Annotated in this window: 23 protein-coding genes; 14 read left to right on the forward strand and 9 right to left on the reverse strand. The window is 74.7% G+C overall.

Features of this window, described 5'->3' with window-relative positions:
* Positions 1-5: 5 nt before the first annotated feature.
* The gene (locus tag Ae505Ps2_RS16360) at positions 6-1,520 is read right to left on the reverse strand and encodes a leucyl aminopeptidase (RefSeq protein WP_255407915.1); all 1,515 of its coding nucleotides are present in this window, start codon (positions 1,518-1,520) and stop codon (positions 6-8) included.
* Positions 1,521-1,729: 209 nt separating this feature from the next.
* Between Ae505Ps2_RS16360 and Ae505Ps2_RS16365 the strand changes: the two genes are divergently transcribed.
* The 3 genes from Ae505Ps2_RS16365 to Ae505Ps2_RS16375 all read left to right on the forward strand — a co-directional run bounded on the left by Ae505Ps2_RS16365 (position 1,730) and on the right by Ae505Ps2_RS16375 (position 5,420).
* Complete coding sequence (locus Ae505Ps2_RS16365) at positions 1,730-3,088, forward strand: amino acid permease (protein ID WP_139320178.1); 1,359 nt, start codon at positions 1,730-1,732, stop codon at positions 3,086-3,088.
* A gap of 19 nt (positions 3,089-3,107) precedes the next feature.
* Positions 3,108-4,235 (forward strand): glycine cleavage system aminomethyltransferase GcvT, encoded by a 1,128-nt coding sequence (gene gcvT, locus Ae505Ps2_RS16370; RefSeq protein ID WP_020623028.1) that lies wholly within the window; start codon positions 3,108-3,110, stop codon positions 4,233-4,235.
* A 63-nt stretch (positions 4,236-4,298) separates the two neighbouring features.
* Positions 4,299-5,420, forward strand: a complete 1,122-nt coding sequence (locus Ae505Ps2_RS16375; protein ID WP_075307063.1) for a branched-chain amino acid aminotransferase — start codon at positions 4,299-4,301, stop codon at positions 5,418-5,420.
* A 23-nt stretch (positions 5,421-5,443) separates the two neighbouring features.
* Here the strand turns inward: Ae505Ps2_RS16375 and Ae505Ps2_RS16380 are convergent, their stop codons facing one another.
* Positions 5,444-6,433: an AsnC family transcriptional regulator gene (locus Ae505Ps2_RS16380; RefSeq protein WP_075307061.1), complete on the reverse strand. Its 990-nt coding sequence runs from the start codon at positions 6,431-6,433 to the stop codon at positions 5,444-5,446.
* Between the two features lie 115 nt (positions 6,434-6,548).
* Between Ae505Ps2_RS16380 and Ae505Ps2_RS16385 the strand changes: the two genes are divergently transcribed.
* Entirely contained in the window at positions 6,549-7,991 is a 1,443-nt protein-coding gene (locus Ae505Ps2_RS16385) for an FAD-dependent monooxygenase (protein WP_233147585.1), read from the forward strand.
* 16 nt (positions 7,992-8,007) lie between these two features.
* Here Ae505Ps2_RS16385 and Ae505Ps2_RS16390 read toward each other — a convergent pair whose 3' ends face one another.
* Together Ae505Ps2_RS16390 and Ae505Ps2_RS32620 are read right to left on the reverse strand one after the other, a co-directional pair.
* Positions 8,008-8,832, reverse strand: coding sequence for an adenosylcobinamide-GDP ribazoletransferase (locus tag Ae505Ps2_RS16390; RefSeq protein WP_075333564.1), 825 nt, complete (start codon positions 8,830-8,832; stop codon positions 8,008-8,010).
* On the reverse strand, positions 8,829-10,691 hold the full coding sequence (locus Ae505Ps2_RS32620) for a bifunctional adenosylcobinamide kinase/adenosylcobinamide-phosphate guanylyltransferase (protein ID WP_170917049.1): 1,863 nt from the start codon (positions 10,689-10,691) through the stop codon (positions 8,829-8,831). The genes Ae505Ps2_RS16390 and Ae505Ps2_RS32620 overlap by 4 nt, the downstream gene beginning before the upstream one ends.
* Positions 10,692-10,733: 42 nt before the next feature.
* On the opposite strand from Ae505Ps2_RS32620, the gene Ae505Ps2_RS16400 reads away from it, so the two are divergent.
* Positions 10,734-11,348, forward strand: a complete 615-nt coding sequence (locus Ae505Ps2_RS16400; protein ID WP_075553752.1) for a VOC family protein — start codon at positions 10,734-10,736, stop codon at positions 11,346-11,348.
* A 24-nt stretch (positions 11,349-11,372) separates the two neighbouring features.
* Here the strand turns inward: Ae505Ps2_RS16400 and Ae505Ps2_RS16405 are convergent, their stop codons facing one another.
* Positions 11,373-12,038 carry a DUF3043 domain-containing protein gene (locus tag Ae505Ps2_RS16405; protein ID WP_020628307.1) on the reverse strand — a complete coding sequence of 222 codons (666 nt, stop codon included), beginning with the start codon at positions 12,036-12,038 and terminating at the stop codon, positions 11,373-11,375.
* Positions 12,039-12,076: 38 nt separating this feature from the next.
* Between Ae505Ps2_RS16405 and Ae505Ps2_RS16410 the strand changes: the two genes are divergently transcribed.
* The 3 genes from Ae505Ps2_RS16410 to Ae505Ps2_RS16420 all read left to right on the forward strand — a co-directional run bounded on the left by Ae505Ps2_RS16410 (position 12,077) and on the right by Ae505Ps2_RS16420 (position 14,749).
* Positions 12,077-13,192 carry a glycerate kinase gene (locus tag Ae505Ps2_RS16410; RefSeq protein ID WP_075553753.1) on the forward strand — a complete coding sequence of 372 codons (1,116 nt, stop codon included), beginning with the start codon at positions 12,077-12,079 and terminating at the stop codon, positions 13,190-13,192.
* Positions 13,193-13,317: 125 nt separating this feature from the next.
* Positions 13,318-13,689 carry an iron-sulfur cluster assembly accessory protein gene (locus Ae505Ps2_RS16415; protein ID WP_020628305.1) on the forward strand — a complete coding sequence of 124 codons (372 nt, stop codon included), beginning with the start codon at positions 13,318-13,320 and terminating at the stop codon, positions 13,687-13,689.
* 124 nt (positions 13,690-13,813) lie between these two features.
* Positions 13,814-14,749, forward strand: coding sequence for a carbohydrate kinase family protein (locus Ae505Ps2_RS16420; RefSeq protein WP_139320249.1), 936 nt, complete (start codon positions 13,814-13,816; stop codon positions 14,747-14,749).
* 66 nt (positions 14,750-14,815) lie between these two features.
* Here the strand turns inward: Ae505Ps2_RS16420 and asnB are convergent, their stop codons facing one another.
* Positions 14,816-16,762: an asparagine synthase (glutamine-hydrolyzing) gene (gene asnB / locus Ae505Ps2_RS16425; RefSeq protein WP_075307049.1), complete on the reverse strand. Its 1,947-nt coding sequence runs from the start codon at positions 16,760-16,762 to the stop codon at positions 14,816-14,818.
* Positions 16,763-17,056: 294 nt separating this feature from the next.
* Between asnB and Ae505Ps2_RS16430 the strand changes: the two genes are divergently transcribed.
* Entirely contained in the window at positions 17,057-18,007 is a 951-nt protein-coding gene (locus Ae505Ps2_RS16430; RefSeq protein WP_020628302.1) for a cytochrome c oxidase subunit II, read from the forward strand.
* Positions 18,008-18,023: 16 nt separating this feature from the next.
* On the forward strand, positions 18,024-18,422 hold the full coding sequence (locus Ae505Ps2_RS16435; protein ID WP_020628301.1) for a cytochrome c oxidase subunit 4: 399 nt from the start codon (positions 18,024-18,026) through the stop codon (positions 18,420-18,422).
* 68 nt (positions 18,423-18,490) lie between these two features.
* On the opposite strand, the gene Ae505Ps2_RS16440 is transcribed toward Ae505Ps2_RS16435, so the two are convergent.
* On the reverse strand, positions 18,491-19,402 hold the full coding sequence (locus Ae505Ps2_RS16440; RefSeq protein WP_075307047.1) for an SDR family oxidoreductase: 912 nt from the start codon (positions 19,400-19,402) through the stop codon (positions 18,491-18,493).
* Positions 19,403-19,498: 96 nt separating this feature from the next.
* Between Ae505Ps2_RS16440 and Ae505Ps2_RS16445 the strand changes: the two genes are divergently transcribed.
* Positions 19,499-20,071 (forward strand): TetR family transcriptional regulator, encoded by a 573-nt coding sequence (locus Ae505Ps2_RS16445; protein ID WP_075553754.1) that lies wholly within the window; start codon positions 19,499-19,501, stop codon positions 20,069-20,071.
* Between the two features lie 36 nt (positions 20,072-20,107).
* On the opposite strand, the gene Ae505Ps2_RS16450 is transcribed toward Ae505Ps2_RS16445, so the two are convergent.
* Positions 20,108-21,265 carry an acyl-CoA dehydrogenase family protein gene (locus tag Ae505Ps2_RS16450; RefSeq protein WP_060711624.1) on the reverse strand — a complete coding sequence of 386 codons (1,158 nt, stop codon included), beginning with the start codon at positions 21,263-21,265 and terminating at the stop codon, positions 20,108-20,110.
* 140 nt (positions 21,266-21,405) lie between these two features.
* On the opposite strand from Ae505Ps2_RS16450, the gene Ae505Ps2_RS16455 reads away from it, so the two are divergent.
* Positions 21,406-22,845 (forward strand): sensor histidine kinase, encoded by a 1,440-nt coding sequence (locus tag Ae505Ps2_RS16455; RefSeq protein ID WP_020628297.1) that lies wholly within the window; start codon positions 21,406-21,408, stop codon positions 22,843-22,845.
* A 20-nt stretch (positions 22,846-22,865) separates the two neighbouring features.
* Positions 22,866-23,507 (forward strand): response regulator transcription factor, encoded by a 642-nt coding sequence (locus Ae505Ps2_RS16460; RefSeq protein ID WP_043282742.1) that lies wholly within the window; start codon positions 22,866-22,868, stop codon positions 23,505-23,507.
* On the opposite strand, the gene Ae505Ps2_RS16465 is transcribed toward Ae505Ps2_RS16460, so the two are convergent.
* Positions 23,504-25,279, reverse strand: a complete 1,776-nt coding sequence (locus tag Ae505Ps2_RS16465) for an NHL domain-containing thioredoxin family protein (RefSeq protein ID WP_075553755.1) — start codon at positions 25,277-25,279, stop codon at positions 23,504-23,506. The genes Ae505Ps2_RS16460 and Ae505Ps2_RS16465 overlap by 4 nt on opposite strands.
* 77 nt (positions 25,280-25,356) lie before the next feature.
* Between Ae505Ps2_RS16465 and Ae505Ps2_RS16470 the strand changes: the two genes are divergently transcribed.
* Complete coding sequence (locus tag Ae505Ps2_RS16470; RefSeq protein ID WP_075334289.1) at positions 25,357-26,163, forward strand: DNA-formamidopyrimidine glycosylase family protein; 807 nt, start codon at positions 25,357-25,359, stop codon at positions 26,161-26,163.
* The last annotated feature ends 5 nt before the right edge of the window (positions 26,164-26,168 follow it).

Consider the following 26,168-nt stretch of genomic DNA (forward strand, 5'->3'; position numbering starts at 1 on the left):
GCCGGTCAGCCGTTCGCTGCCACGTCCTCCAGGAACGCCAGCAGGGTGCGCACCGGGACACCGGTGCCGCCCTTGGTCGTGTAGCCGCGCGGCCCGCCGGTGTTGAACGACGGCCCGGCGATGTCGATGTGCGCCCACGGCAGCCCGGCGGGCACGAACTCCTTGAGGAACACCCCGGCCAGCAGCATCCCGGCGAACCGCTGCCCGCTGACGTTGCTGATGTCGGCCACCCGCGAGTCCAGGTCGCTGCGCAGGTACTCCGGCAGCGGCATCGCCCAGGCGTCCTCGCCGGTGGCGGCACCGTGCGCGGCGACCCGGTCGCGCAGCTCGTCCGACCCCATCACCCCGGCGGTGCGCATGCCGAGCGCGACCAGCTGCGCGCCGGTCAGCGTCGAGGTCTCCACCAGGTAGTCGGGGTCGTCCTGGGCGGCGCGGACGATCGCGTCGGCGAGGATCAGCCGCCCCTCGGCGTCGGTGTTGAGCACCTCGACGGTGGTGCCGCCGAACATGGTCAGCACGTCGCCGGGCTTGTACGCCGTCGACGACGGCATGTTCTCCGCCATCGGCACGGTCGCGGTCACGGTGACCGGCAGCTCCAGCTTCGCGGCCAGCACGACGGTCGCGACGACCGCGGCCGCCCCGCCCATGTCCGAGGTCATGTCGGCCATGCCGGCGTTGGGCTTGAGCGAGATGCCGCCGGTGTCGAAGGTGATGCCCTTGCCGACGAGCGCGACCCGCTTCGACGGGGCGGCGCCGCCGTTCCAGGTCAGGCGGACCAGCCGCGGCGGGTTCGCCGACCCCTTCCCGACGCCGGTGATGCCGCCGTAGCCGTTCTCCCGCAGCTGCGCGTCGTCGAGGACCTCGGTGACCAGGCCGGCACGCTCGCCGAGGGCGACCGCGTGCGCCGCGAAGGTCTCCGGGACCAGCACGTTCGGCGCGGTGTTGACCAGGTCCCGCGCGGTGACGACGGCCTCGGCGACCAGCGTCGCCCGCTGCACGGACCGGTCGTCGGTGCCGGTGAACGACCAGCTGCCGACCGGGGCGGCCGCGGCGTCGGTCGAGGTCCGGTGCCGGTCGAAGCGGTAGCCGCCCAGGACGGCGCCGACGACCGCGGCCTCGGCGTCGACCGCGGACAGCGTGCTCAGCGCCGAGCCGGTCCCGGCCAGCGCGCGGGCGGCGGCACCGGCGCCGCGCCGGACCGCCTCGGACGCCTTCGGTCCCTCGGCCGGGCGGCCCAGACCGACCGCGACCAGCCGTGGCGCGGACAGCGCCCCGCGGGTCGGCAGCGAGACGACCTGCTCGGCCTTGCCGGTCGCGCCGACGGTGGTGAGCAGCTCCAGCAGCTCCCCGGAGAACGCGGCGTCGACGCCGTCGGCGCCCGCGGCCAGGGCCGGGCCGGTGCCGTCGGCGGCGTCGGCCGCGGGGGCGTACAGACCGACCACGACGGCGTCGACGACCGCCTCCGTCTCGGCACCGCTGTGCGCGGCGGTCTGGGGGAGGGTCGGGACGTCGATCGGCACGGGTGGCACTCCTCGGGTCGGACGGGAACGGTGGGTATCGGACGAGTGGTTCCGCCTCGCCCGATCTCACCCTGCGTGGCCGGTGCGCGTGTCCTGTGCGCCGGGCGGGTGGGGAGCCGGGTGGCGGGCGGGACGACGAGACCGGACCGAGATGGTAATGACACCCCCGCGGCGCCGCGCGGCACAGGGGTGGATGGGAAGGTGAACGGGTGCCTCGCCCCCCGTACCGGATGCCGACCGTGACCGCGGTCGTCGTCGCCCTCGCGGCGACGTTCGGTACCGGGCTGTACGCCGCGCTCGGGCCCGCTGCGGCGTCGGCGGGCACCTGGTTCCCGCTCGGGGTGCTGCTCGCCGCGCTGCTCGCGCTCGGCGTGGTCGCCTCGACCGCGCACCTGTCGCTCGCCCGCCCGGCCGGTCCGGAGCTGGCCCGCGGTGACCTGCCCGCCCCGGCGCTGCGGCTCGGGGCGGTCGCGCGGGTGACCTCGCGGGTCGCCGCCGGGTCGGCGGCGGCACTGGTGTTCGGCGCCTACGTGCTGCCGACCCAGCCGGTGACGATCGCGGTGGTGGCGGTGCTCGCCGTCGTCGCGGTGAACGCCTTCGGGGTGCGGATCTCGCACGGCGCCGCGCGCGGTCTGGTGGTGGGCACGCTGCTCGCCCTGACCGTCGCGATCGCGGTGGGCCTGAGCTCGGAGGGGCCGCAGGCGGTGCTGTCCTCGGCGATGCCCGCCGCGGCGACCGGGGCCGGCATCGCCGGCGACGGCGCCGGGACGCCCGACGACCCGGCCGTCGCCACGCTGCAGGCCGCGATCGAACCGGGCCCGCTCGGGGTGCTCGCGGCCGCCGGGTTCGTCTTCCTCGCCTTCACCGGTCTGTCGCGCGTCGCCGAGCTCGGTGGCAGCCTGCGGGACCCGGTGCGGGCGATCCGCCGGGCCCCCGCGCTCGCGGTCATGATCACGACGCTGCTGCTGCTCCTGCTGTCGGCGGCGCTGCTGCGCGGGCTCGGGGCGTCCGGGCTGGCGTCGGCGTCGGCTCCGCTGGCCGCACTGATGGACACCAGCAGCAGCGCCCAGGTCGGGGTGCTGGTGCGGATCGGGGCCGCCGCCGCCACGATCGCCGCGCTGCTCGGTGCGCTCTCGCGGGCCGCGGCCGGGGCCGCCCGGCTGTCCCGCGAGGGGGAGCTGCCCGCGTTCCTGGGGCGGGGCGGGTCGCGTGGCACGCCGTGGGTGGCCGACCTGACGCTGGGGGCGCTGACCCTGGCGATGACCCTGCTGCTGTCCGCGACGACGGCGATCGTGGTCACCGTGGTCGCGGCCCTGGTCCACCACGCGGTGGTGCACGCCGCGGTGCTCCGGCTGCCGGGGCGCCCGGTGCGGGCGGCGGTCGTCGCCGTCGCCGGTGGGGTGGGGTGCCTGGTCGTCGCCGCGGCGATGCCGCTGTGGCCGCTGCTCGCGACCGTCGGGGCGCTCGCCGCGGGCTGGCTGCTCTGCGCGGTCACCGCGCGCTCCCGTGCTCGTGCCGCGGACGAGGAACCCGTGCGCCGCACCGATCCCGAGGAGCAGGCGGCCTGAGGCCGATAGGGTCGGGCGCGTGACCGACGAGCTCCTGCCCAGCCCACTGCACGACCGGCACGTCGCCCTCGACGCCACCCTCGGCGAGTTCGGGGGATGGTCGATGCCGATCTCCTACCCGGGCGGCACCGTCGCCGAGCACACCTCGGTCCGGGAGACGGCGGGACTGTTCGACGTCAGCCACCTCGGGACCGTCCCGGTCACCGGGCCGGGGGCGGCCGCGCACCTGAACGCCTGCCTCACCAACGACCTCGGCCGCATCGGCCCGGGCCGGGCCCAGTACACCCTGGCCTGCGACGCCCGCGGCGGCGTCGAGGACGACATGATCGTGTACCTGGCGGCCGACGACGACCTGCTGCTCGTCCCGAACGCCGCGAACTCCACCCGGATCGTCTCCGCGCTCGCCGCCGACGCCCCGCCCGGGGTCGTGATCACCGACCGGCACCGCGAGCTCGCGGTGCTCGCGGTGCAGGGCCCCCGGTCCCGCGAGGCGCTGGTCGCGGCGCTCGGTGCCGCGGGCGACGCCGTCGCCGGGCTGGACTACATGGCCTTCACCGACATCGAGGGCGGCCTGGGCGACGGCGGCGTGCGGATCTGCCGCACCGGCTACACCGGCGAGCTCGGCTACGAGGTCGTCCTCGCCGCCGGGGCCGCCCCCGCGATGTGGGACGCCCTGCTCGACGCCGTCCGCGCGGTCGGCGGCGGGCCCTGCGGGCTCGCCGCGCGGGACACCCTGCGCACCGAGATGGGCTACCCGCTGCACGGCCACGAGCTGTCCACCGAGATCAGCCCGGTCCAGGCCGGGAGCGGCTGGGCGGTCGGCTGGGACAAGCCCGCGTTCTGGGGCCGCGACGCGCTGCTGGCCGAGCGCGCGGCGGGCCCGGCGCGGCGGCTACGTGCGCTGCGGGCGACCGGGCGCGGTGTCCCGCGGGCGGGCATGACCGTCCTGGACGGCGAGGGCGGCAACCCGGTCGGCGTCGTCACCTCCGGGACGTTCTCGCCGACGTTGCGCACCGGCATCGCGCTGGCCCTGGTCGACACCGCACCGCAGGTGGCCGTCGGGGACACGCTGGTGATCGACGTCCGGGGCCGTGCGCTGCCGGTGGAGGTCGTGAAGCCGCCCCTGGTGCCCTCGCACGTGCGGTGACCCGTTCCGATGGTCGGGAATCCGACTGTCTGCCGGATGGACGCCGGCGATACCGTTCGTGTCATGAGCGCGCCGAAGTTCTCCGTGACCCGCAACCCCGCCCCGGCGTCCCCCCAGCGGCGCGCCGACGTACTGGCCGCCCCTGGTTTCGGCCGGTACATGACCGACCACATGGTGACGATCCGGTGGACCGCCGGGACCGGCTGGCACGACCCGGCGGTCGTGCCCTACGGCCCGCTGACACTGGACCCGTCGTCGATGGTCCTGCACTACGGGCAGGAGATCTTCGAGGGGCTCAAGGCCTACCGCCAGCCCGACGGCTCGATCGCCTCGTTCCGCCCCGACGCCAACGCCGCCCGGTTCGCCGGCTCCGCGCGCCGGCTCGCGATGGCAGAGCTCCCCGAGGAGCTGTTCCTCGCCTCGCTGTCCGAGCTGCTCGCCGTGGACTCCGAGTGGGTGCCCGAGGCGGGCGGCGAGGACTCGCTCTACCTGCGGCCCTTCATGATCGCGACCGAGGTCGGGCTGGGGGTGCGGCCGTCGTCGGAGTACCTCTACGCGGTCATCGCCTCGCCCGCCGGGCCGTACTTCGCCGGTGGGGTCCAGCCGATGGACGTGTGGCTGGAGACCGAGTACACCCGCGCCGCGCTCGGCGGCACCGGCACCGCCAAGTGCGGCGGGAACTACGCGGCGTCGCTGCTGCCGCAGTCGGTCGGCGCCCAGCACGGCTGCGCCCAGGTCGCCTACCTCGACGCCGAGGAGCGCCAGTGGATCGACGAGATGGGCTCGAACAACCTGTTCTTCGTCTTCCGCGGCGACGACGGCTCGGTCGAGATCGCGACGCCGGACCTGCGCGGCTCGGTGCTCGCCGGCATCACCCGGGACTCGCTGATCACCGTGGCGGAGGACCTCGGGATGTCCGTGGTCGAGCGCCGCATCTCCGGCCAGGAGTGGCTCGGTGGTGCCGCGAGCGGCGTGCTGACCGAGGCGTTCGGCTGTGGCACCGCCGCGGTGATCACCCCGATCGGGACGGTCAAGCACAGCGGCGGCGAGGTGGCCATCGGCAACGGTGAGCCCGGCCCGGTCACCCTGCAGCTGCGTGACGCGCTGACCGCGATCCAGCGGGGTGCGGCCCCGGACCCGCACGGCTGGATGCACACGCTGGTGCCGGCCTCCGCGTCGGTCTGAGACGCGCAGTCGGGCGGCGCGGTCTAGTGGCGGGGCCGTGCCCGTGGCACGGTTCCGCCGCCGACCTCCTTGACGATCCGGATCACCGGCGCCGTCTCGACGTGGGCGACGGACGGCAGCGTCGCGACCTGCTCGGTCAGATATCGGTAGACCCCCCGCTGGTCGGCGCAGAGCACCGTGGCGCACAGGTTCGTCGGGCCCGTGGTGGCGGCGGCGAAGGCGACCTCGGCGTGCCCGGCGAGGGCCTCGCCGACGGGAGCGAGGTCTGCCGGCGGCACCGAGAACCAGCACAGGGTGCGCACACCGCGGCCGAACAGGCGCGGGTCGACATCGAGATCGACATGAACCGCTCCGCGGCGACGTAGCTCGTGCAGCCTGCGACGCACGGTCGAGGCGGACCAGCCGGTGCGTGCGGCCAGCTGCTCGTAGGTGCTGCGTCCGTCGTCGGCCAGTGCGGCGACGAGCTCGCGGTCGCCGTCGTCGAGGCGGACGGGCCCGCCCGGTCCGTCCGGCGGTGCGGGTCGCAGGCGGGCGGCGGCAGCCGCGTCGAGCGGCCCGAGCTTGGCCACCGGGCTCTCCGCGCCGCCGTAGAAGGTGTGCAGCACCGAGTGCGCGCTCACGGCCTCCACCCGTGACGTGCGGGGGAGCCGGTCGAGCAGCAACGTCTCGCTGTCCGTGTCGTGTTCGGCGCGCACTGCGCACACGATCTCGGTACCGCCCGAGGTGAGCATCACCCACGAGGTGTCCGGTCGCCGCGCGAGTGCCTCCGCGACGGCGACGGCGGCGGACGGCGCACAGCGCACGCGCAGGAACCACTCCACGGCGCCGGTCGCGACGGCGGCCGGGCGGCCCACGACCCGGATCGTTCCGGTCGAGCGCAGCCGGGTGTAGCGCCGGGCGACCGTCCGCTCGGAGACCTCCGCCACCTCCGCGATGAGGCTGAACGGGGCCCGGCCGTCGAGCGCCAGCGCGTGCGCCAGCCGACGGTCGATCTCGTCGAAGTCGTCATCCATCACCTCGGAGCCTACGGCGCCGGAATCCGCCGGATCCGTGCGGTTCAGCGGCGGTGATCACCGAACACGGTGAACAGTCGGCTCGACGCGGACACACCGACCCGAGGAGCTTCCGATGACAGACCCCGTGGACACCGAGGTACTCGTGGTGGGGGCCGGGCCCACCGGTCTCGTACTGGCCGAGGAGCTGCGCCTCGCCCAGGTGCCGTTCGTCCTGGTCGACCGGTTGGCCGAGCGCAGTACGCTGTCCAAGGCCGGGGGGATCCAGCCCCGCACCCAGGAGGCGCTCGACCAGCGAGGCCTGCTGGAGCTCCTGCTCGCCCAGGACTTCGCCCGGCCGGTCCCGGCCCACTTCGCCGGCATCCGGCTCGACGACCCCGATGAGCGGCTGGCGTGGCGTACCGCGCCGCAGGTGGAGATCGAGAAGCTGCTGGAGGGGCACCTCGCCACGCACGGCGTACGTGCCCGGCGCGCGTGCGAGCTGACGGCGCTCACCCAGGACGACGACGCGGTCACCGCCCTCTGCGCCGACGGCACCACACTGCGCGCACGCTGGCTCGTCGCCGCCGACGGCGGACGCAGCACCGTGCGCTCCCTTCTCGACGAGCGGTTCCCCGGCACTCCGGGGACGGTGACCGTCGTCGCTGCCGACGTCCGGCTCAGCGGTGAGTACCAGCTCGTCACCCACACCCGTGGCGACGACGGGACCTGGACCGAGATCTTCCCCCTCGGCACCGACCGGCAGGGGCGCCCACTGCACCGCCTGGCCCTGGGCGGGCCACGCTCGCGGCCCCGCGACGTCCCCGTCACCGAGGAGGAGATCCGCGACGGCCTGCGGGCGGTGTACGGGACGGCCGTGGAGCTGCTGGAGACCAGCTACGCCTACCGGATCACCGACGCCGCCCGCCAGGCCGCCCGCTACCGGCACGGACGGGTGTTCCTGGCCGGCGACGCCGCCCACGTCCACCTGCCCCTCGGCGCCCAGGGCATGAACACCGGCATCCAGGACGCGATGAACCTCGGGTGGAAGCTCGGCGCCGCCGTGCACGGCTGGGCCGGGCCCGGACTGCTCGACACCTACCACGACGAGCGCCACCCGGTCGGCGCCGCGGTCCTGCGCAACGTCGCGGCCCAGAGCCTGCTGATGGACTGGGCCGGCACCGGAACCCCCGGCGTCACGGCGGCCCGGGACCTCGTCGTCGAGCTGGCCGCGCTGCCTGAGGTGCGTCGGAGGCTGACCGAGACGCTCTCCGGCCGGACCGTCCGCTATCCGATGCCCGGCGTGGGAGAGCACCCGCTGGTCGGTCGTCCCGCCCCCGACGTCGACCTCGGTCCGGCCCGGCTCCACGAGCTCCTGCGCGCCGGTCGTGGTGTGCTCGTCGATCCCCGGGGCCACTACGGCGAGCAGGAGCGCCGCTGGAGCGGCCGGATCCAGCGCGCCGGCCGGGGCGCCGACACCGACGCCCTGCTGGTCCGGCCCGACGGCTACGTCTGCTGGGCCGGCGACCCCTCGACCCTCGACGTCGCCCTCGGCCGCTGGTTCGGGGAACCGCGGTGACCCGCTCGGCGGCCCGTCAGCCCGGGAGCGCGGCCGCCAGCACGACGAGGACGGCGGTGCCGCCCACCTCGCAGGCCGCGCCCAGCACGTCGCCGCTCATCCCGCCGAACCGGCGCCGGGTGTGGTGGGCCAGCCCCACCACCAGCAGCGCCGCGAGCAGGACCGCCCCCACCACGGCCGCCGTCGTCACGACGGTGCCCGCCGGACCCGTCGCGGCCAGCGTCACGGTGGCGGCCGAGGCCAGCCCGGCCCACCACAGCGGCGCCACCCACACCGGCTGTGACCCGGCGACCGTCGCACCGAGACCACCCGGGCGCGCGGCGGGCGTGCCGCGGCGCGCGACCCAGCAGAACCCGGCGCGCCCGGTCGCCGCGGCCAGCGCACAGACCACCAGCACGACGACCGGTGGCGCGGCCACCAGCTGGGCGAGTGCCGCGGCGCGGGCGCCCAGCACCACCAGCAGCGTGACGACGGCGAACGGCCCCGCCCCGCCGTCGGCCATGATCCGCAGCGCCCGCTCCGGCGGTCCGTAGCTGCCCAGACCGTCAGAGGTGTCGGCGATGCCGTCGACGTGCATCCCGCGCGTCGCCAGGGCACCCGCCCCGACCGTGAGCAGGCCCGCGACCAGTGGGGACACCCCGGCCGCGACCAGACCGGTGAGCAGCGCCCCGCCCGCGACGCCGAGCCCGGCACCGACCAGCGGCGCCCAGCGCAGCGCGGCCGCGGCGACGCCGTCGGGCAGCGCGCCGTCGTCGGCGGTGCGCACCCGGGCCGGCACGACGGTCAGCCAGCTGACCGCCAGCGCGAGCCCGGCGAGGGGGCCCGGCCGGGGTCCGCTCACCGCCCGGCGCCGGCCGCCGCGGTCACGTCGCCCGGCACGACGCCGGTGTCGCGCGCCGTCCCGGTCTCGGCGAGCAGCCGCGCCGCGGTCACCAGCAGCGGCAGCGCCGTCACCGCGGCGGTGCCGTCCTCGGTGCGCACCGCCAGGTCCAGCAGCGGCACCAGCGACAGGTGCTCCAGGACGAGCGTCGCGGCCGGCTCGGTCGACGGCTGCGCCGCGACCCACCAGTCCTTCGCCCCGGGGGCCAGCTCGTCGGCCAGCAGCGCCGCCGCGCCGACCGCCAGACCGTCGAGCACCGCGGGCACCTTCCGCTCCGCGGCCCGGGCGAGGAACCCGGCGAGCACGATCAGGTCCGTGCCGCCCACGGTGCGCAGCAGCGCCAGCGGATCGCGCAGGTGCGGACGGGCCCGGCGCAGCGCGTCGCGGATCGCGACGGCCTTGCGCATCCAGGCGCGGTCGTCGATCCCCGACGCCCGCCCCACGACGGCGACCGGCTCGGCCCCGGTCACGGCCGCGACCAGCGTCGCGGCCGGGGTCGTGACGCCGACGGCGAGCGTCGCCGGGATCAGCAGGTCCGCCCCGGCGTCGATCTCGGCGTCGGCCAGCCGGCGCCCGGTCAGCCACGCGGTGGTGGCGCGCTCACCGTCGAGGGCGTCCTCGCGGTCGATCCGGCCGGTGCCGTGGGCGACCAGCCAGCCCGGTTCGGCACCCTCGGCCCCGGACACCAGCCCGACGTCGACGACCCGCACGGTCGCCCCGGCGGCCCGCGCGGCGACGGTCACCGGCAGCCGTCCGGCCGCGGCGGCGGTCGCCCGCACCGCGGACACCTCGGGCGGGTAGGCCGAGACACCGTTCGCGGCGATGCCGTGGTCGGCGGCGAGCAGCAGCACCCGGGCGCGCACCGGGGCCTGCGGCGGGCAGACGCCCTGGCAGGAGGCCAGCCACACACCCAGCTCACCGAGCCTGCCGAGCCCACCGGTGGGCATCGCGAGCCCGTCCACCAGCGCGACGGCCTCGCGGCGGCTGCGGGAGTCCGGCCGCCCGACGGTGACCGGGACGATCTCGACGTCGGACTCCGACACCGAGTCGGGCGTCGGCGCGGCCCCGGCGACGGCGCCCGCGGCGGCTCCGGTCGCGGGGACGACCGCACCCGGCACCCCGGCCGGGGTGCCGGCGACGTCCCCGGCGGGATCCGCGACCTCCGTCGCGGCGATCCCGGCAGCGGGGACCTCGGGCTCCGGGGTCTCTGCTGCCGGGACTTCGGTGACCGGAGCCGGAGCGACGGCCGGAGTCCCGGCGGTGCCCCCCGGGGGCAGCGCGAGCGCCCGCCCCGCCACCACCAGCACGACGTCGTCACACACCCGCGCGACGGCGGCGTTCAGCTCGCCGAGGCGGTCGCGGAACAGCCGCCCGGCACGGGTGTCCGGCACGACGCCCAGCCCGGTCTCGGCGGACACCAGCACCAGCGGCCCGGGCGCGGCGGCGACCGCGGAGACCAGCCCGTCGACGGCGGCGTCGACGCCGGCGGGCACGACCGGGGCGGCCCAGGTGCCGGCGTCGTCCAGGACACCGGTCAGCCAGGTCGCCAGGTCGTCGACCAGCACCGGGCCGGGCCGGGCGAGCGCGGTGGCCAGCTCGGTGCCGACGACCTCCTCGGTGGTCCAGTGCGCGGGGCGCCGGGCGGCGTGCGCGGCGATGCGCGCGTCCCAGTCGGTGTCGCCGGGGATCCGCCGACCGGTCGCCAGGTAGCGGACCGCCGCGTCGCAGGGCAGCCCCTCGAGCAGTTCCTCGGCGTGCCGCGACTTGCCGGAGCGCGTGCCCCCGAGGACGAGTGTCCGCAGTTCGACGGGAGGAGTCACGCCGCACATCGTGTCCTACCGGTCCCCGGTAGCGTCGCGAAGGTGCTCGATCATCTGGTCCTGGCCACCCCCGACGTCGACGACACCGCCGCTGACCTGGCCGGACGTCATCTCCACACGATCGAGGGCGGACCGCACGTCGGTGTCGGCGCCCGCAACCGGCTGGCCGGGATCGGGCCGGGCCGCTACCTGGAGGTCGTGGGCCCCGACCCCGCCCAGGACGAGCCGGGCGCACCGCGCCCGTTCCGGATCGACACCCTGACCGCGCCCGCCCTGGTGACCTGGGCGGTGCGCGTCGAGGACCTCGACGCCGCGCTCGCCGCGGCCCGCGCCGCCGGGCACGACCCGGGACCGGCCCGGGACATGTCCCGCAGACGCCCGGACGGCACGCTCCTGGCGTGGCGGCTCGCGTTCCCGCCCGACGACGCGGGCGGGGTGCTGCCGTTCCTCATCGACTGGGGCACCACCCGGCACCCGGCCGCCGACCTCCCGGTCCCGGCGAGCCTGCGGACGCTGCGCCTGACCCACCCCGAGCCGGAGCGGGTGACCGCGCTGCTCGACGCGCTCGGCGCGGGCGGGGAGGCCGAGGTCGTCGCGGGGGAGACGCCGTCGCTGCAGGCCGTGCTGGACCTGCCCGGCGGGCCGCTCGTGCTCTGAGAGCAGGGGCCCGCCGGGACGGTGTCAGACCGTGTCGCCGCGCTTGACGCGCGGCTTGGGCACCCGCATCCGTCGCGGCTGGGTGGCGCGGGAGAACGCGTACCACCCGGTGCCGAGGCCCTTGATCTCCTCGTCGGGGAACTTCGCGCGGGCCTTCTTCAGGACCTGCATGCCCAGCAGCGTGCCCTCGACGACCATCACGATCAGCATCAGGAACGTGAACAGCGTGACGTACTGCTGGATCATCGGGTTCTGGATCAGCGCCGCGACCAGCACGAGCGCGGCCAGCGGCAGGAACAGCCCGATGACGTGCGGGCGCGAGTCGACGATGTCACGCACGTACGCCCGCACCTTGCCGCGGTCACGGGGGAGCAGCACGCGGTCGTCACCGGCGTCCATCCGCTTGCGGCGCTCCAGCGCCTTCGCCCGGCGCTCGTCCTTCGACGGCCGGGTGGCGCGGGCCAGCTTCGCGGCCTCCCGCTGGGTGCGCGGCGGGGGCGGCGCGGGGCCGCGCCGCCTGCCTTCGGCGTCACGGCGCTTCGGCGTCGCCCGGCCCTTGCCGGGGGTGGTGCGGGGACGCGAGCGGGTCGCGCCCTCGTCCTCCGTCTCCGCAGCGTCCGTGTCCGCCGGGGACTCGACGGCCGTCTGACCGGCCTGGTCGGAACTCTCGGAGCGGCGCAGGAACCTCACAGGAGCCCACAATACGGGCCGCCGCTAGCCTGCCCCGCATGCGCATCGTGGTGGCTCCCGACTCGTTCGGCGGAACGCTGAGCGCACGGGAGGCGGCCGAGGCGATCGCCGCGGGCTGGCGTCGCGGGGTGCCCGGCGCCGACGTCGCGATCGTCCCTCTCGCCGACGGCGGCACCGGCTTCGCGGAGGTGCTGCACACCGCGCTCGGCGGGACCCTGCACGAGCAGGAGGTCACCGGTCCGCTCGGCGACCCGGTGACCGGGTCCTGGCTGCGCGTCGGGGACACGGCCTACCTGGAGTGCGCCTCGGCGTGCGGCCTGCACCACGTCCCGCGCGAGGACCGGATCCCCGGGGTCGCCCGCACCGCGACGACCTCCGGCGTGGGGGAGCTGCTCGCCGCCGCCCGGGACACCGGGGTCACCACCGCCGTCGTGGGGCTGGGCGGGTCCGCCACCACCGACGGCGGCGCCGGCCTGCTGGCCGCCCTCGGCGCCGTCCCCGTCGACGAGGACGGTCTCCCGCTCCCACCCGGCGGCGCGTCCCTGGACTGCTGTGCCCGCCTCGACGGCACACCCGACCTGGGTGGGATGACCCTGGTCGCGGCGAGCGACGTCGACAACCCGCTGCTCGGACCGCACGGCGCCGCCGCGGTGTTCGGCCCGCAGAAGGGCGCCGACGACGCCGCGGTCACCGAGCTGGACCGCGCGCTGACCGTGTTTGCCGGGGTGCTCGCCGGCCTGGCCGGGCGCGACGTGAGCGACCTGCCCTCGGCAGGGGCCGCGGGCGGTCTCGGTGCCGCGCTGCTCGCCCTCGGCGCGCGGGTCGAGTCCGGTGCCGGACTGGTCCGCGACCTGGTCGGGCTCGACGCCGAGCTGGACGCCGCCGACGTCGCGGTGACCGGGGAGGGCAGCTTCGACTGGCAGTCGCTGCGCGGCAAGCTCGTCACCGCGGTCGCCCGGGGCGCGGCCGAGCGCGGCACGCCGTGCGTGGTGCTGGCCGGTCAGGTGAGCGTCGGGCGCCGGGAGGCCGCCGCGGCGGGGGTCGACGCCGCGTTCGGGGTGGCCGAGGAGTTCGGGCTGGAGGCCTCGCTGGCCGACCCGGCCGGGACCCTCGCCGACCTGGCCGAACGTGTCGCTCCGCGCTGGAGTCGGTGATCCCCGTCACCCTCCCGGCGACGAATCGCACGGTCTCCGCGCGGATGCGGACCTGCGGGACGTCGTACTATGGATTCCGACGCCCGGTGGGAACAGGGCGGACCACGCACGTTGTTGGGAGAGTCATGACCGTTGACAACACCGTGAACGCGGGCGCGACCACGGAGCAGACGCACGGCGTGGAGCTGACCGACTCCGCTGCCGTCAAGGCGCGCACCCTGCTCGAGCAGGAGGGCCGTGACGACATGCACCTGCGCATCGCCGTGCAGCCCGGTGGCTGCGCCGGCCTGCGCTACCAGCTCTTCTTCGACGACCGGTCGCTCGACGGTGACCTCTTCCGTGACTTCCACGGTCTCAAGGTCGGCGTCGACCGGATGAGCGCCCCGTACCTGCAGGGCGCCACGATCGACTTCGTCGACACCATCGAGAAGCAGGGCTTCACGATCGACAACCCGAACGCGGGCGGCTCCTGCGCCTGTGGCGACAGCTTCAACTGACGTCGCACGACAGCACCTCCGAAGGGCCCCGCCGGTGATCTCCGGCGGGGCCCTTCGGCTCGGGTGACGTAGGCTCCCCCGTGTGCCTATTGCCGTGACGGGGTCGATCGCCTCCGACAATCTCATGCACTTCCCCGGGAAGTTCTCCGAGCAGATCCTGGCCGAGCAGCTCGACCGGATCTCGGTCAGCTTCCTGGTCGACGACCTGACGATCCGCCGGGGCGGCGTGGCCGGCAACATCGCCTTCGCGCTCGGTGTGCTCGGCCAGAACCCGGTGCTGATCGGCGCCGTCGGCGCCGACTTCGCCGAGTACCGGAAGGTGCTCGACGACCTGGGGGTCGACACCTCCGGGGTGCACACCCACGACGACGTCCACACCGCCCGCTTCGTCTGCACCACCGACGACGACATGCGGCAGATCGCGTCCTTCTACACCGGCGCGATGGCCAAGTCGAAGGAGATCGAGCTCGCCCCGATCGCCGAGCGCGTCGGCGGGTTCGACCTGGTGCTCATCGGCGCCAGCGACCCCGACGCGATGCTGCGCCACACCGACGAGTGCCGCGCCCAGGGCTACCCCTTCCTCGCCGACCCGTCCCAGCAGCTGGCCCGCATGGAGGGTCCCGAGGTGAAGCGCCTCATCGAGGGCGCCACCTACCTGGTCACCAACGACTACGAGTTCGAGCTGCTGCTCAAGAAGACCGGCTGGACCGCCGAGGAGATCGGCGCCAAGGTCGGCACCCGGATCACCACCTTCGGCGAGCGGGGTGCGCTGATCGTCGAGGCCGACGGCACCGAGACCCGGATCGACGTCGTCCCGCCGACCGAGCTGGTCGACCCGACCGGCGTCGGTGACGCCTGGCGCGCCGGGTTCCTCACCGCGCTCGGCGCCGGGCTGTCGCTGGAGCGCTCGGCCCAGCTGGGCGCGCTCATCGCGACCTACGTCCTGGAGTCCGACGGCCCGCAGGAGTGGACCTGGGACCGCGACGCTGCCCTCATCCGGCTGCGCGACGCGTTCGGTGACGCCGCCGCCGACGAGATCCGGGCCGTCCTGCCCGGCTGACCCCGCCGTAGTGGCCGAACGGGCCGGCACCCCCAGGGGTGCCGGCCCGTCGTCGTGCGGGACCGCTCAGATCTTGACCGGGTAGGTCGGGGTCGGGACCTCGGGAACGATCCGCTTCTCGACGAAGATCCCGTGCCACAGCAGGAAGACCAGCACCGCCCAGATCCGGCGGGAGTGGTCGACCGGGCCCTCGCGGTGCGCGTCGAGCATGCGGTGCACGGCCTGCAGGTCGATCAGGTGCCCGGCCCCGGAGTTCTGCAGGATATCGCGCGCCCAGGCGTACATCTCGTCGCGCAGCCAGTGCCGGATCGGCACCGGGAAGCCCAGCTTCGGCCGGTTCAGCACGTGCGGCGGGATGATGCCCTCGCAGGCCCGGCGCAGCGCGTACTTCGTGGTGCCGTTCGAGCCGTGGGTGATCTTCTGCGACTGCGGCAGCGACGAGGCGATGTCGAAGACCTCGGGGTCGAGGAACGGCACCCGCAGCTCCAGCGAGTGCGCCATCGTCATCTTGTCGGCCTTGACCAGGATGTCGCCACGCAGCCAGGTGAACAGGTCCACGTGCTGCATCCGGGCGACCGGGTCCCAGTCGTGGCTGGCGAAGTAGTGCGGCGCCGTGACGTCCTGGTGCGACACCCGCGGGTCGTAGCCGCGCAGGACCTCGTGGAGCTGGTCGTCACGGAAGATGCGGGCGTTGCCGTAGTAGCGCTGCTCCATCGACAGCGACCCGCGGCGCAGCAGGTCCTTGCCCCGCATGCCCTCGGGCATCTTGCGCGAGGCCCGGCGCATGAGCGGCTTGAGCGTGCCGGGGACCTTCTCGAACGGCGACAGCGACAGCGGCTCGCGGTAGATCGAGTAGCCGCCGAACAGCTCGTCGGCGCCCTCGCCGGACAGGACGACCTTGACGTGCTGGCGGGCCTCGCGGGCGATGAACCACAGCGGGACCAGCGCGGGGTCGGCGACCGGGTCGTCGAGGTACCAGATGATGAGCGGCAGGGCCTCCATCATCTCGTCCGGCTTGACGGTGCGCACCACGTGCCGCACGCCGATCGCCGCGGCGGACTCGGCGGCCACGTCGACCTCGGAGTAGCCCTCGCGCTCGAACCCGGTGGTGAAGGTGATCAGGTTCGGGTTGTGCTCCTTGGCCAGCGCCGCGATGGCGGTGGAGTCGATCCCGCCGGACAGGAACGCGCCGACGGTGACGTCGGCCCGCATGTGCTTGGCGACCGAGTCGCGCAGCACGTCGGCGATCTCGCCGTGCACGATCGCCTCCGCCTCGGCGCTGGCCGGGGCGTGGCTGGGCAGTGAGATGAACTTCGGCGCGAAGTAGCGCTGGTGCAGCGGCTCCTCGCCGGGGCGCACGGTGACGTGCGTGCCGGACTCGACGCGCGAGATCATCCGGTGCAGCGACATCGGCTCGGGCACGTACTGCAGGGTCAGGTAGTGCTGCAGCGCGGCCGGCTCCAGGTCGAGCCCGATCTCGAGCTCACCGGCCAGGGACAGCAGCGACTTCTTCTCGCTGGCGAACGCGGTGCCGACCGGGGTGGTGGCCAGGAACAGCGGCTTGATGCCGAACGGGTCGCGGGCCAGGAACAGCTCGCGCTCCACGACGTCCCAGATCGCGAAGGCGAACATGCCGCGCAGGCGCTGGACGGCGTCGGGGCCCCAGTAGTGGAACGCCGCGACGATGACCTCGCCGTCGCCGTCGGTGGCGAAGGCCGCGTCGTAGGTCTCGATCAGCTCCTCACGGAGCTCGAGGTAGTTGTAGATCTCGCCGTTGAAGACGATCGTGTAGCGGGTGTCCTCTCCCGGCACCGGCCCCCAGTGCAGGGGTTGGTGGGAATGGTCGACGTCGATGATCGACAGCCGGTTGAACCCCAGGACGAGGTCGTGGTCGTTCCACGTCTCGCTCTCGTCGGGTCCCCGGTGCCGCGCACAGCGCAGCCCGTCGGCGATCGGCTCGACCCGGGTCGCGGCGTCCGCCCCGGCGGTCAGCAATCCCAGCAGTCCGCACACACCGGTCAGTATGCCGAGTCAGCCGGACGGGTCTCGCGCGCCCCGGTGCGAAACGGTCTTCCCGCTGAGAGACTGCCGGTTTCCCCTGCGGCGGTGACGACGTTCACTCGCCGGCCGGGAACCCCCGGGGGGCGCGGCCCGACCGGGGTTCGTCTAGGCTCTACGCGAGGTCGAAGACGGTGCTCCATACGGGTGGCACAAGATCCCCTTCGGCCGCGGTGTCGTGACGGCGGAGCAAGGAAGAACGTGCTGGCAGTGCGGCGTACGCAGGAGACGACAGGAAGGCGGCGTGCAGTGGCCCGAACCGAAGGCCGCTCCCGGATCGCCCGGGCGGCGAAGGTGGCCGTGGTCGGCCTGCTGGCGGCGCCGGCTCTGGCCGGTTGCTCGGTCCAGGAGGTCATCCGGTTCGGGTGGCCCGAGGGGGTGACCCCCGAAGCCGAGTCGATGCGCCACCTGTGGACCTGGTCCGCGATCGCGGCGCTGATCGTCGGTGTCATCACCTGGGGCGCGATGTTCTGGGCGATGATCCTGCACCGCAAGCGCAAGGACGACGACGGCTCGCTGCCGCGCCAGACGCAGTACAACCTGCCGGTCGAGCTCGTCTTCACCGCCATCCCGACCGTCATCGTCGCCGTGCTCTTCGGCTTCACGGTGAACGTGCAGAACTTCGTCGACAAGGAGAACCCGACCGCGGGTGGCCCGGCCGACCTGCGGGTCGACATCGTCGGGTTCCAGTGGAACTGGGAGTTCTCCTACCCCGACGAGGCCGGCCCGGGCGGACGCCCGGTGAGCACGCTGGGCACGAGCGACACGATCCCGATCATGGTCCTCCCGACCGACCGGTCGATCCAGTTCACGCAGCGCTCGCCCGACGTCATCCACTCGTTCTACGTGCCGGAGTTCCTCTTCAAGCGCGACGTCTTCCCGTTCCCGGAGCGGAACGAGCAGGACAACACCTACATCATCGACCGGATCGACCGTGAGGGTGCGTTCGTCGGTCGCTGCGCCGAGCTGTGCGGCACGTACCACTCGCAGATGAACTTCGAGGTGCGTGCCCTGGAGCCCGCGCTGTTCGACCGGTACATCCAGCTCCGCAAGGAGATCAACCCGCAGACCGGGCAGGCCTACTCGACCGGCGAGGCGCTGCAGGCGCTGAACTGCGGCGAGTGGTGCGCGCCGGAGGCGATCAGCACGCAGCCGTTCTCGACCGACCGCGGCCAGCTCGCCGCGCAGGTCACGGGCTGAGGGAGGACGCGCACCCATGAAGATCGAGTCCCGGCTCTTCGAGATCGTCACCGGCTTCTTCATCCTGGCCGCGCTGGCGTACATGTTCATCGCCGGTGAGGTCGTCGGCGTGACCGCGCTGTGGCTGACCGCGGGTCTGTCGCTGATCGTCGGCACGTACTTCCGGTTCGTCTCGCGCCGCCTGGAGGAGCGTCCCGAGGACAACCCCGAGGCCGAGGTGTCCGACGGCGCCGGTGAGGTGGGCTTCTTCTCGCCCGGCAGCTACTGGCCCCTGGGTCTGGCCGCCGCGGCGGCGTTCGCCGCGCTGGGTGTGGCGTTCTGGTACGCCTGGATGATCGTCGTCGGCATGACGCTGGTGCTGATCGCCGTCGGCGGGCTGGTGTTCGAGTACCACCGGGGTCCCGCCGCCCACTGATCCACCGCACCGTACGAACGGCCCCGCCCGGGAATCCCGGGCGGGGCCGTTCGTCGTTGGCCGGTGCCTCAGCTCGTCGGCTGTGCCGTGGTGGCCCTGGTGTAGTGCCGCTCGATGTCCTCGACGAGCGTGGGCCCCTCCGGCCGCCAGCCGAGCAGCGCCCGGGTCCGGTCGCTGAGGGCGACGATGTCGAGCGCGGCGAAGGCGCCCAGGTGGCCGAAGTGCTCCGGCTGCACCTCCCGCACCGGCACGTCGAGCCCGCGGCCGATCGCGCCGGCGATCTCGCGCATCGGCACGCCCTGCTCGTCCGCGGCGTGCAGCACCGTCGCGGCCGGGGCGGACTCGCAGGCCAGTCGGAACAGCCGTGCCGCGTCGGTGACGTGCACGGCGGGCCAGTGGGTGCTCCCGTCGCCGACCTGGGCGCTGATCCCGGTCCGGCGTGCGGTCTCGACGAGCACGGACACGAAGCCGGTGTCGCCCGCGCCGTGCACGGTGGGGGCGAGCCGCACGCTCGTCGAGCGCACGTCCGCCGAGGCGAGGGCCAGGACGTCCCGCTCGGTGGCCATGCGGTGCGCCGCCGGGCTGTCGGCGGCGGGCGGGTCGTCCTCGGTGACGGGCGTGCCGGAATGGTGTCCGGCCAGTCCGGAGGCGATGACGAGCGGGCGGCCGGTGCCCTTCAGCGGTGCGGCGAGTGCGGCGACGGCCGCCCGGTCCGCGGCGACCGCGGCGGGGAAGTCGCCACCGAAGGCCAGGTCGTGCTTGAAGGCGAGGTGGACGACGCCGTCGACCTGCGCGGCCGTGGCGGACAGCAGGTCGAGGTCGTCCAGGTCGCCCCGGACGACCTCGGCTCCCGCCGAGTCGAGAGCGGCAGCGCCGGCGTCGGACCGGGACAGTCCGACGACGCGGTGGCCCGCCCCGAGGAGCTCGGGAACGAGGGCGGAGCCGATCCAGCCGGTCGCCCCGGTGACGAGGATGCGCATGTGGTGCCTCCGTGAGTGATGACGACCAGGTGATGTCACCTGATGACATCACCGTACACCAGGATGACACGAGGTGTCATCACGTAGGCTGCGCGCATGGGCAGATGGGAGCCGGACGCCGCCGGACGGCTGCGTGGAGCGGCCCTGGACCTGTTCGAGGAGCACGGCTTCGACGGCACGACGGTGGAGGACATCGCGTCCCGGGCCGGGGTCACCAAGCGGACGTTCTTCCGGCACTACGCCGACAAGCGGGAGGTGCTGTTCGGCGGGGACTCGGGGGAGTCGTTCGTGGCCCTGTTCGCCGCGGGGCTGGCCGCCGTGGGCCCGGACGTGCCACCCGAGCGTGCGCTGAGCGCCGCGCTGGAACACGCGGCCGGCGCGTTCGACCCGGGGTGGGAGTTCGCGCGGCGCCGGCAGGGGGTGCTGATGGCGAACGTCTCGCTGCGCGAGCGGGAGCTGGTGAAGATGGAGGCGGTCACGCGGGTGCTCGCCGAGGGACTGCGTGACCGGGGCGTGGGCGAGCCGGGTGCGACCGTGGCGGCCGAGGCGGGCGTCGCGGTGTTCCGCACGGCCTTCACCCGCTGGGTCTCCGCCCCGGTGCCGGGTGACCTGGTGGCGGAGATCCGGGTGGTCTCCGCGGTGCTGCGCCGGGTGCTCGCCGGCGGGTGACCGGCGGCCCGGACGGGCCGGACCGCAGGCGAACGGTCAGCCGCGGGCGGCGCGGCCCAGCGCGTCGCGGGCGATGATCACCTGCTGGATCTGGCTGGTGCCCTCGTAGATCCGGAAGAGCCGGGCGTCGCGGTAGAACCGCTCGACCGCGACCCCGCGCATGTAACCCGCCCCGCCGTGCACCTGGACGGCGCGGTCGGCGACCCGGCCCACCATCTCCGAGCAGAAGTACTTCGCGGCGGCGGGCCCGGAGACCATGTCGGTGCCGTCGTCGAAGCTGCGAGCGGCGTCGAGGACCAGACCGCGGCCGGCACGCGCGTCGGTGACCGAGTCCGCGACCAGGCCCTGGACCAGCTGGAACCGCGCGATCGGCTTGCCGCCCTGCTCCCGGGTCCTGGCGAACTCGACGGTCTCGTGGACCAGGCGGTCGGCCATCCCGACGCAGACGGCGGCGATGTGCAGCCGGCCGTGGGCCAGGCACTTGGCGGCGACGAGGAAGCCCTTGTCGATGCCGTCCTCGCCACCGACGACGTTCTCGAACGGGACGCGGACGTCGTCGAGGTACACGTCGGCGGTCCACGCGCCGAACTGGCCCATCTTGTGGTCCTTCGGCCCGACCGAGAGGCCGGGGGTGCCCTTCGGGACGAGGAAGGTCGAGATGCCGCGGTTGCCGGGGGCGTCCGGGTCGGTCCGCGCGAACACCATGATCACGTCGGCGACGGGGGAGTTGGTGATGTAGCGCTTGGAGCCGTTGAGGACCCAGCCGTCGCCGTCGCGGACGGCCCTGGTGGTGAGCGACGACGGGTCGGAGCCCGCGTCGGCCTCGGTCAGCCCGAACGAGGCGGTGACCTCACCGGACGCCAGCCGGGGCAGCCACTGCTTCTTCTGCTCCTCGGTGCCGCCCTCCAGCAGCACGTGCCCGGCGATGCCGTTGTTGGTGCCGAACAACGAACGCAGCGCAGGGGTCGTCCAGCCGAGCTCGAACGCGAGCCGGACCTCCTGTGAGGCGGTCAGACCGAGGCCGCCGTACTGCTCGGGGATGGTGAAGCCGTAGAGGCCCATCTCCTTGCACTGGGCGACGATGCGCTCGGGGACGGCGTCCTCGGCGTCGATCCGCTCCTCCTGCGGCACCACCTCGGTGCGGATGAAGTCACGGACGGAGTCCAGGACGTCGGTGAGGTCGGCGGGGTCCACGGGCACACCTTCTCGCGTCGTCGCGTCTGTTACCGAGTGGTAGCTCACCATGTCGCCCCCGCCCCACGCGACCCCGGCGCGGCGTTCGTCACCGCCTATCCTGCGCAGGGGACGACCGGCAGGCGAGGAGGTGGACCGTGATGGCGGAGGAGCAGGCCGTCCGGCCGCGGCCGGACCCCGACGAGCCGGGCGGCAGCCACCTGGACCCGCACCTGGTCCGTGCGCTGGAGGGCTGGGGCAACGGCGCGCTGCGCGAGTACCTGCTGCGCGACGGCGGCCTGCACCTGCCGCACGCGCCGGGCTGGCCGTCGACGTGGCCGGGACGCACCCGGCTCGGCGCGCAGATGGCCTACCTGCTGGCCGGGCTGCCGCTGGCGGTCGTCAGCGGGGTGGTGGTGCTGGTCGGGCTGGTGCTGGGGGCGAGCACGTTCGTCATCTGGATCGGGCTGCCCATCACCGTCGGTCTGCTGGCCGCGGCGCGTGGGTTCGCCGAGCTGGAGCGCCGGGCCACCGAGGGCGCGACCGGCGGTCCGCTCCCGCCGCACCACTACCGGCCCAACCGCGGGCGCTCGCTGATGGGACGGCTGTTCCGGGCGCTGGCCGACCCCCAGAGCTGGCGCGACGTGGCGCACGCGGTCGCCGCCCTGCCGGTCCGGATCCTGACCGCGGTGGTCGCGCTGGTGTGGGCGGTCACCGGGCTCGGCGGGCTGTTCTACGTGTTCTGGCAGTGGTCGTTGCCGCGCGGGCCGGAGAACTGGACGCTGTTCGGGTCCGTCACCGGCATCGACTCCACCCTCGGCGACGTCGCGCTCAACACCGGGCTCGGGGTTCTGCTGCTCGTGACCCTGCCGACGGTCGTGCGGTGGCTGACCGACATGCGCGCACTGCTCGCCCGCGGCCTGCTCACCAACCAGACGGCCGCACTGCGGGCCCGCGCGCTGGCTCTGGCCGCCGGGCGGCGGGCGGCCGTCGCGGCCGAGGCACAGACCCTGCGCCGGCTCGAACGCGACATCCACGACGGGCCGCAGCAGCGGCTGGTGCGGCTCGGCATGGACCTGGAGTCCGCCGTCCGGCGCCTCGACGACGATCCCGAGCGCGCCCGCCCGCTGCTGCACGAGGCACTGGAACAGAGCCGTGAGGCGCTCTCGGAGCTGCGCGCGCTGTCCCGGGGCATCGCACCACCGATCCTCGCCGACCGCGGGCTCGGCCCGGCGCTGCGGGCCGCCGCGGGCCGCTGCCCGGTCCCGGTCGACCTCGACGTCGGCCTCGACGACGGTGCCCGGCTGCCCGCCCTGGTCGAGAACACCGCGTACTTCGTGGTGACCGAGGCGCTCACCAACATCGCCAAGCACGCCGGCGCGACCGCGGTGACCGTCACGGTGACCGTCGACGAGACGCTGCTTCGGGTCAGCGTCCGCGACGACGGCCGCGGCGGCGCCCACCCGGGCAAGGGCCACGGCCTGGCCGGGCTCGCCGACCGGCTGGAGATCGTCGAGGGACGCCTGGAGGTCGACAGCCCGCCCGGTGGCCCGACCGTCCTGACCGCGGAGGTCCCGGTCGCCGGCCTCGGCGACGCGTGACCCAGGATGGGTCCATGACGATGCGGGTGGTGCTCGCCGAGGACTCGGTGCTGCTGCGCGAGGGCCTGGTCCGGCTGCTGGAGGAGGCGGACGCGACGGTGCTCGCCGCCGTCGGGGACGGCACCGCGCTGGTCGCGGCGGTGGAGGAGCACCAGCCCGAGGTGGCCGTCGTGGACGTCCGGATGCCGCCGTCGTTCACCGACGAGGGGTTGCGGGCCGCGCTGGAGATCCGCCGGAGGTTCCCGTCGGTGGGGATCCTCGTGCTGTCCCAGTACGTCGAGGAGTCCTACGCCACCGACCTGCTGGAGGCCGGTGGCGGGGTCGGCTACCTGCTCAAGGACCGCGTCTCCAAGCTCGCTGACCTGTCCGACGCGCTCGGCAGGGTCGCCGCGGGCGGCACCGTGCTGGACCCGGAGGTCGTCTCCGCGCTGCTCACCAAGCGCCGCCGGCGTGACCCGCTGGCCGAGCTGTCCCCGCGCGAGCGCGAGGTGCTGGAGCTCATGGCCCAGGGCCGCACCAACATCGCGATCGGGCGGCTCATGGTGATCACCCAGGGCGCGGTGGAGAAGCACATCTCCTCGATCTTCACCAAGCTCGGACTGCCGCCGTCCTCGGACGACCACCGCCGCGTGATGGCGGTGCTCGCCTGGATGGAGGGCTAGACCGACCGCAGGTCGAGCTCCAGCTCGGCCGGGCCGTCGTCGCCGACGGTCACCGGGATGCCCCAGTCCTGCTGGTAGCGGTGGCAGGCGGCGAACCCGTCCGACGGGTCGTCGCAGGCCGCCGCGGTCACCGCGACCTGCAGCACCCCGGCGCCGACGGACGGGTCCAGACGCAGCTCGCGGGTCAGCCCGGTCGCGGTGCCGCCGCCGCCCCGCAGCAGCGACGGCGGGTCGGCGACCACGGTCAGCGACGTCGGGTCGCCGTAGCGGTCGTCGAGGTGCTGGCCGGTGGGCGGGGTGAACCCGATCCGCAGCGTCACGTCCGGGGCGAGCGTCGTCGGGGTACGCCGGACGACGTGGGCGTCGCCGGCCACGAGCGACCCGGCCGGGACGGGCAGCCGCACCAGCCGGTGCGCCGCGGACTCGACGACGACCAGTGTCTCGCCGTCGACGAGCAGGTCCGACGGTTCGGCGAGCCCCTCGGCCAGCGTCGAGACCCGGTTCGTGGCCGGGTCGAACCGGCGCACGGCACCGTTGTAGGTGTCGGCGACGGCGACCGAGCCGTCGGGCAGCACGGTCACCCCGAGCGGGTGCTGCAGCAGCGCCTGCGCGGCCGGGCCGTCGCGGTGCCCGAACTCGAACAGCCCCTGCCCGACGGCCGTCGCGACCGCGGCCCCGGGGCCGTCCCCGATCCGTCGCAGCGCGGAGATCTCGGAGTCGGCGACCCACAGCGTCCCGTCGGGGCCCACCGCGAGCCCGGAGGGCTGGGCGAAGAACGCCTCGTCGAACGCCCCGTCGCGCAGCCCCTCGGTGGTGGTCCCGGCCAGCACCCGGGCCTCGCCGGTGGCGGGGTCGAGGGTCCACAGCTGGTGCGGGCCCGCCATGGCGGCGACGACCGTGCCGCCCCACCACGCGAGGTCCCACGGCGAGGACAGCAGCGTCGACGTGGCGCCCACCGCGACCCGCTCGCGCAGCTGCTCACCGGTCCCGGCCAGGGTGGACACGGTGCCGTCGGCCAGGTCGACCCGCCGGACCGCGTGGTTGACGGTGTCGGCGACCAGGACGGCGTCGCCGGAGGGGAGGACCAGCAGCCCCTGCGGCTCGGAGAACCGCGCCGCCGACGCCGCGCCGTCGGCGAACCCGCGCTCCCCGGCCCCGATCCGCCGCACCTCGGTCTCCAGGTCGCCCGCCAGCTCGACGAGCTGGTGGTGGGCGGTGTCGGACACGAGGAACGTGCCGCCGGGCAGCGCGACGGCCGAGCCGGGGAAGCGCAGCGCGGTGTCCGGCGCGGGCGGCGGGACGTACGGGTCGTCCCCGCGGCGCAGCCGGTCGCCGTGCGTGGCGACCAGCTCCCGGACCAGCGCGGCCAGGCCGGGGCCGTGGCCCTCGCCCGCCATCCGGGCGACGACGAACCCGTCCGGGTCGACGACGGCCAGGGTCGGCCAGGCGCGGGCGGCGTAGGCGTCCCAGGTGGTGAGCTCGGGATCGTCGAGGACGGGGTGGGTGACGTCGTAGCGCTCCACCGCGGCCTCGACGGCGGCCGGGTCCGCCTCGTGCACGAACTTCGGCGAGTGCACCCCGATGATCGTCAGGACGTCGCCGAACTCGGCCTCCAGGGGCCGCAGCTCGTCGAGCGCGTGCAGGCAGTTGACGCAGCAGAACGTCCAGAAGTCGAGCACCACGATCCGCCCGCGCAGCCCGGCGAGGGTCACGTCCTCGCCGCCGGTGTTGAGCCACCGCCGTCCGCGCAGTTCGGGCGCCCGCACCTTCATCCGTTCACCAGCAGTCACACCGGCCCCAACGACGGACCGGCGCGCGCGTGTTCCCCGGCCACGCCACACTGACCGTCATGCCGGAGCTGCCCGAGGTGGAGAACGCACGCACCGTCCTCGCCGAGGCCGTCGGCCGCACGATCACCGCCGTCGACGACCGCGACGACTGGGTCTGCCGCCCGCACCGGCCCGGTGACATCGCCTCGGCGCTGAAGGGCGGGCGGCTCACCCGGGCGAACCGGATCGGCAAGACCATGTGGTGCGACACCGAGACCGCCGACGGCGAGGCGGGGCCCGCGCTCGGCGTGCATCTCGGGATGGGCGGACGGATCGTGGTCACCGACTCCGACGGTGAGCGCATCGGCGGCGGCCCCGCCCGCCTCGACCGGCAGCCGCGCAAGGCCGAGTGGGACCGGTTCACCCTGACCTTCGACGACGGCGGGCAGCTCCGGCTGTTCGACAAGCGCCGTCTCGGCCGGGTCCGGCTCGACCCCGACCTGTCCGGCCTCGGACCCGACGCCGAGGGCATCGACCCCGCCGAGTTCCGCGAACGCCTGCTGCGCGGCACGTCGGCGGTGAAGGCCCGGCTGCTCGACCAGTCCGTGCTGGCCGGCGTCGGGAACCTGCTGGCCGACGAGACACTGTGGCAGGCGAGGATCTCGCCGACGGCCCCGGTCCGCGACCTGACCCGCGCCGACCTGGATCGGCTGCACCGCGACCTCGGCCGCGCGCTGGAGCGGGCCATCGCCCACGGCGGCGTCCACACCGGTGAGGTCGTCGAGCACCGGCGTCCGGGCGGGCACTGCCCGCGCTGCGGGACGGAGATGGTGCACGGGACCGTCGGCGGGCGGTCGACCTGGTGGTGCCCGCGGGAGCAGGTCTGAACCCG

The organism is Pseudonocardia sp. Ae505_Ps2, from assembly GCF_001932425.1.
Classification (GTDB): Bacteria; Actinomycetota; Actinomycetes; order Mycobacteriales; family Pseudonocardiaceae; genus Pseudonocardia.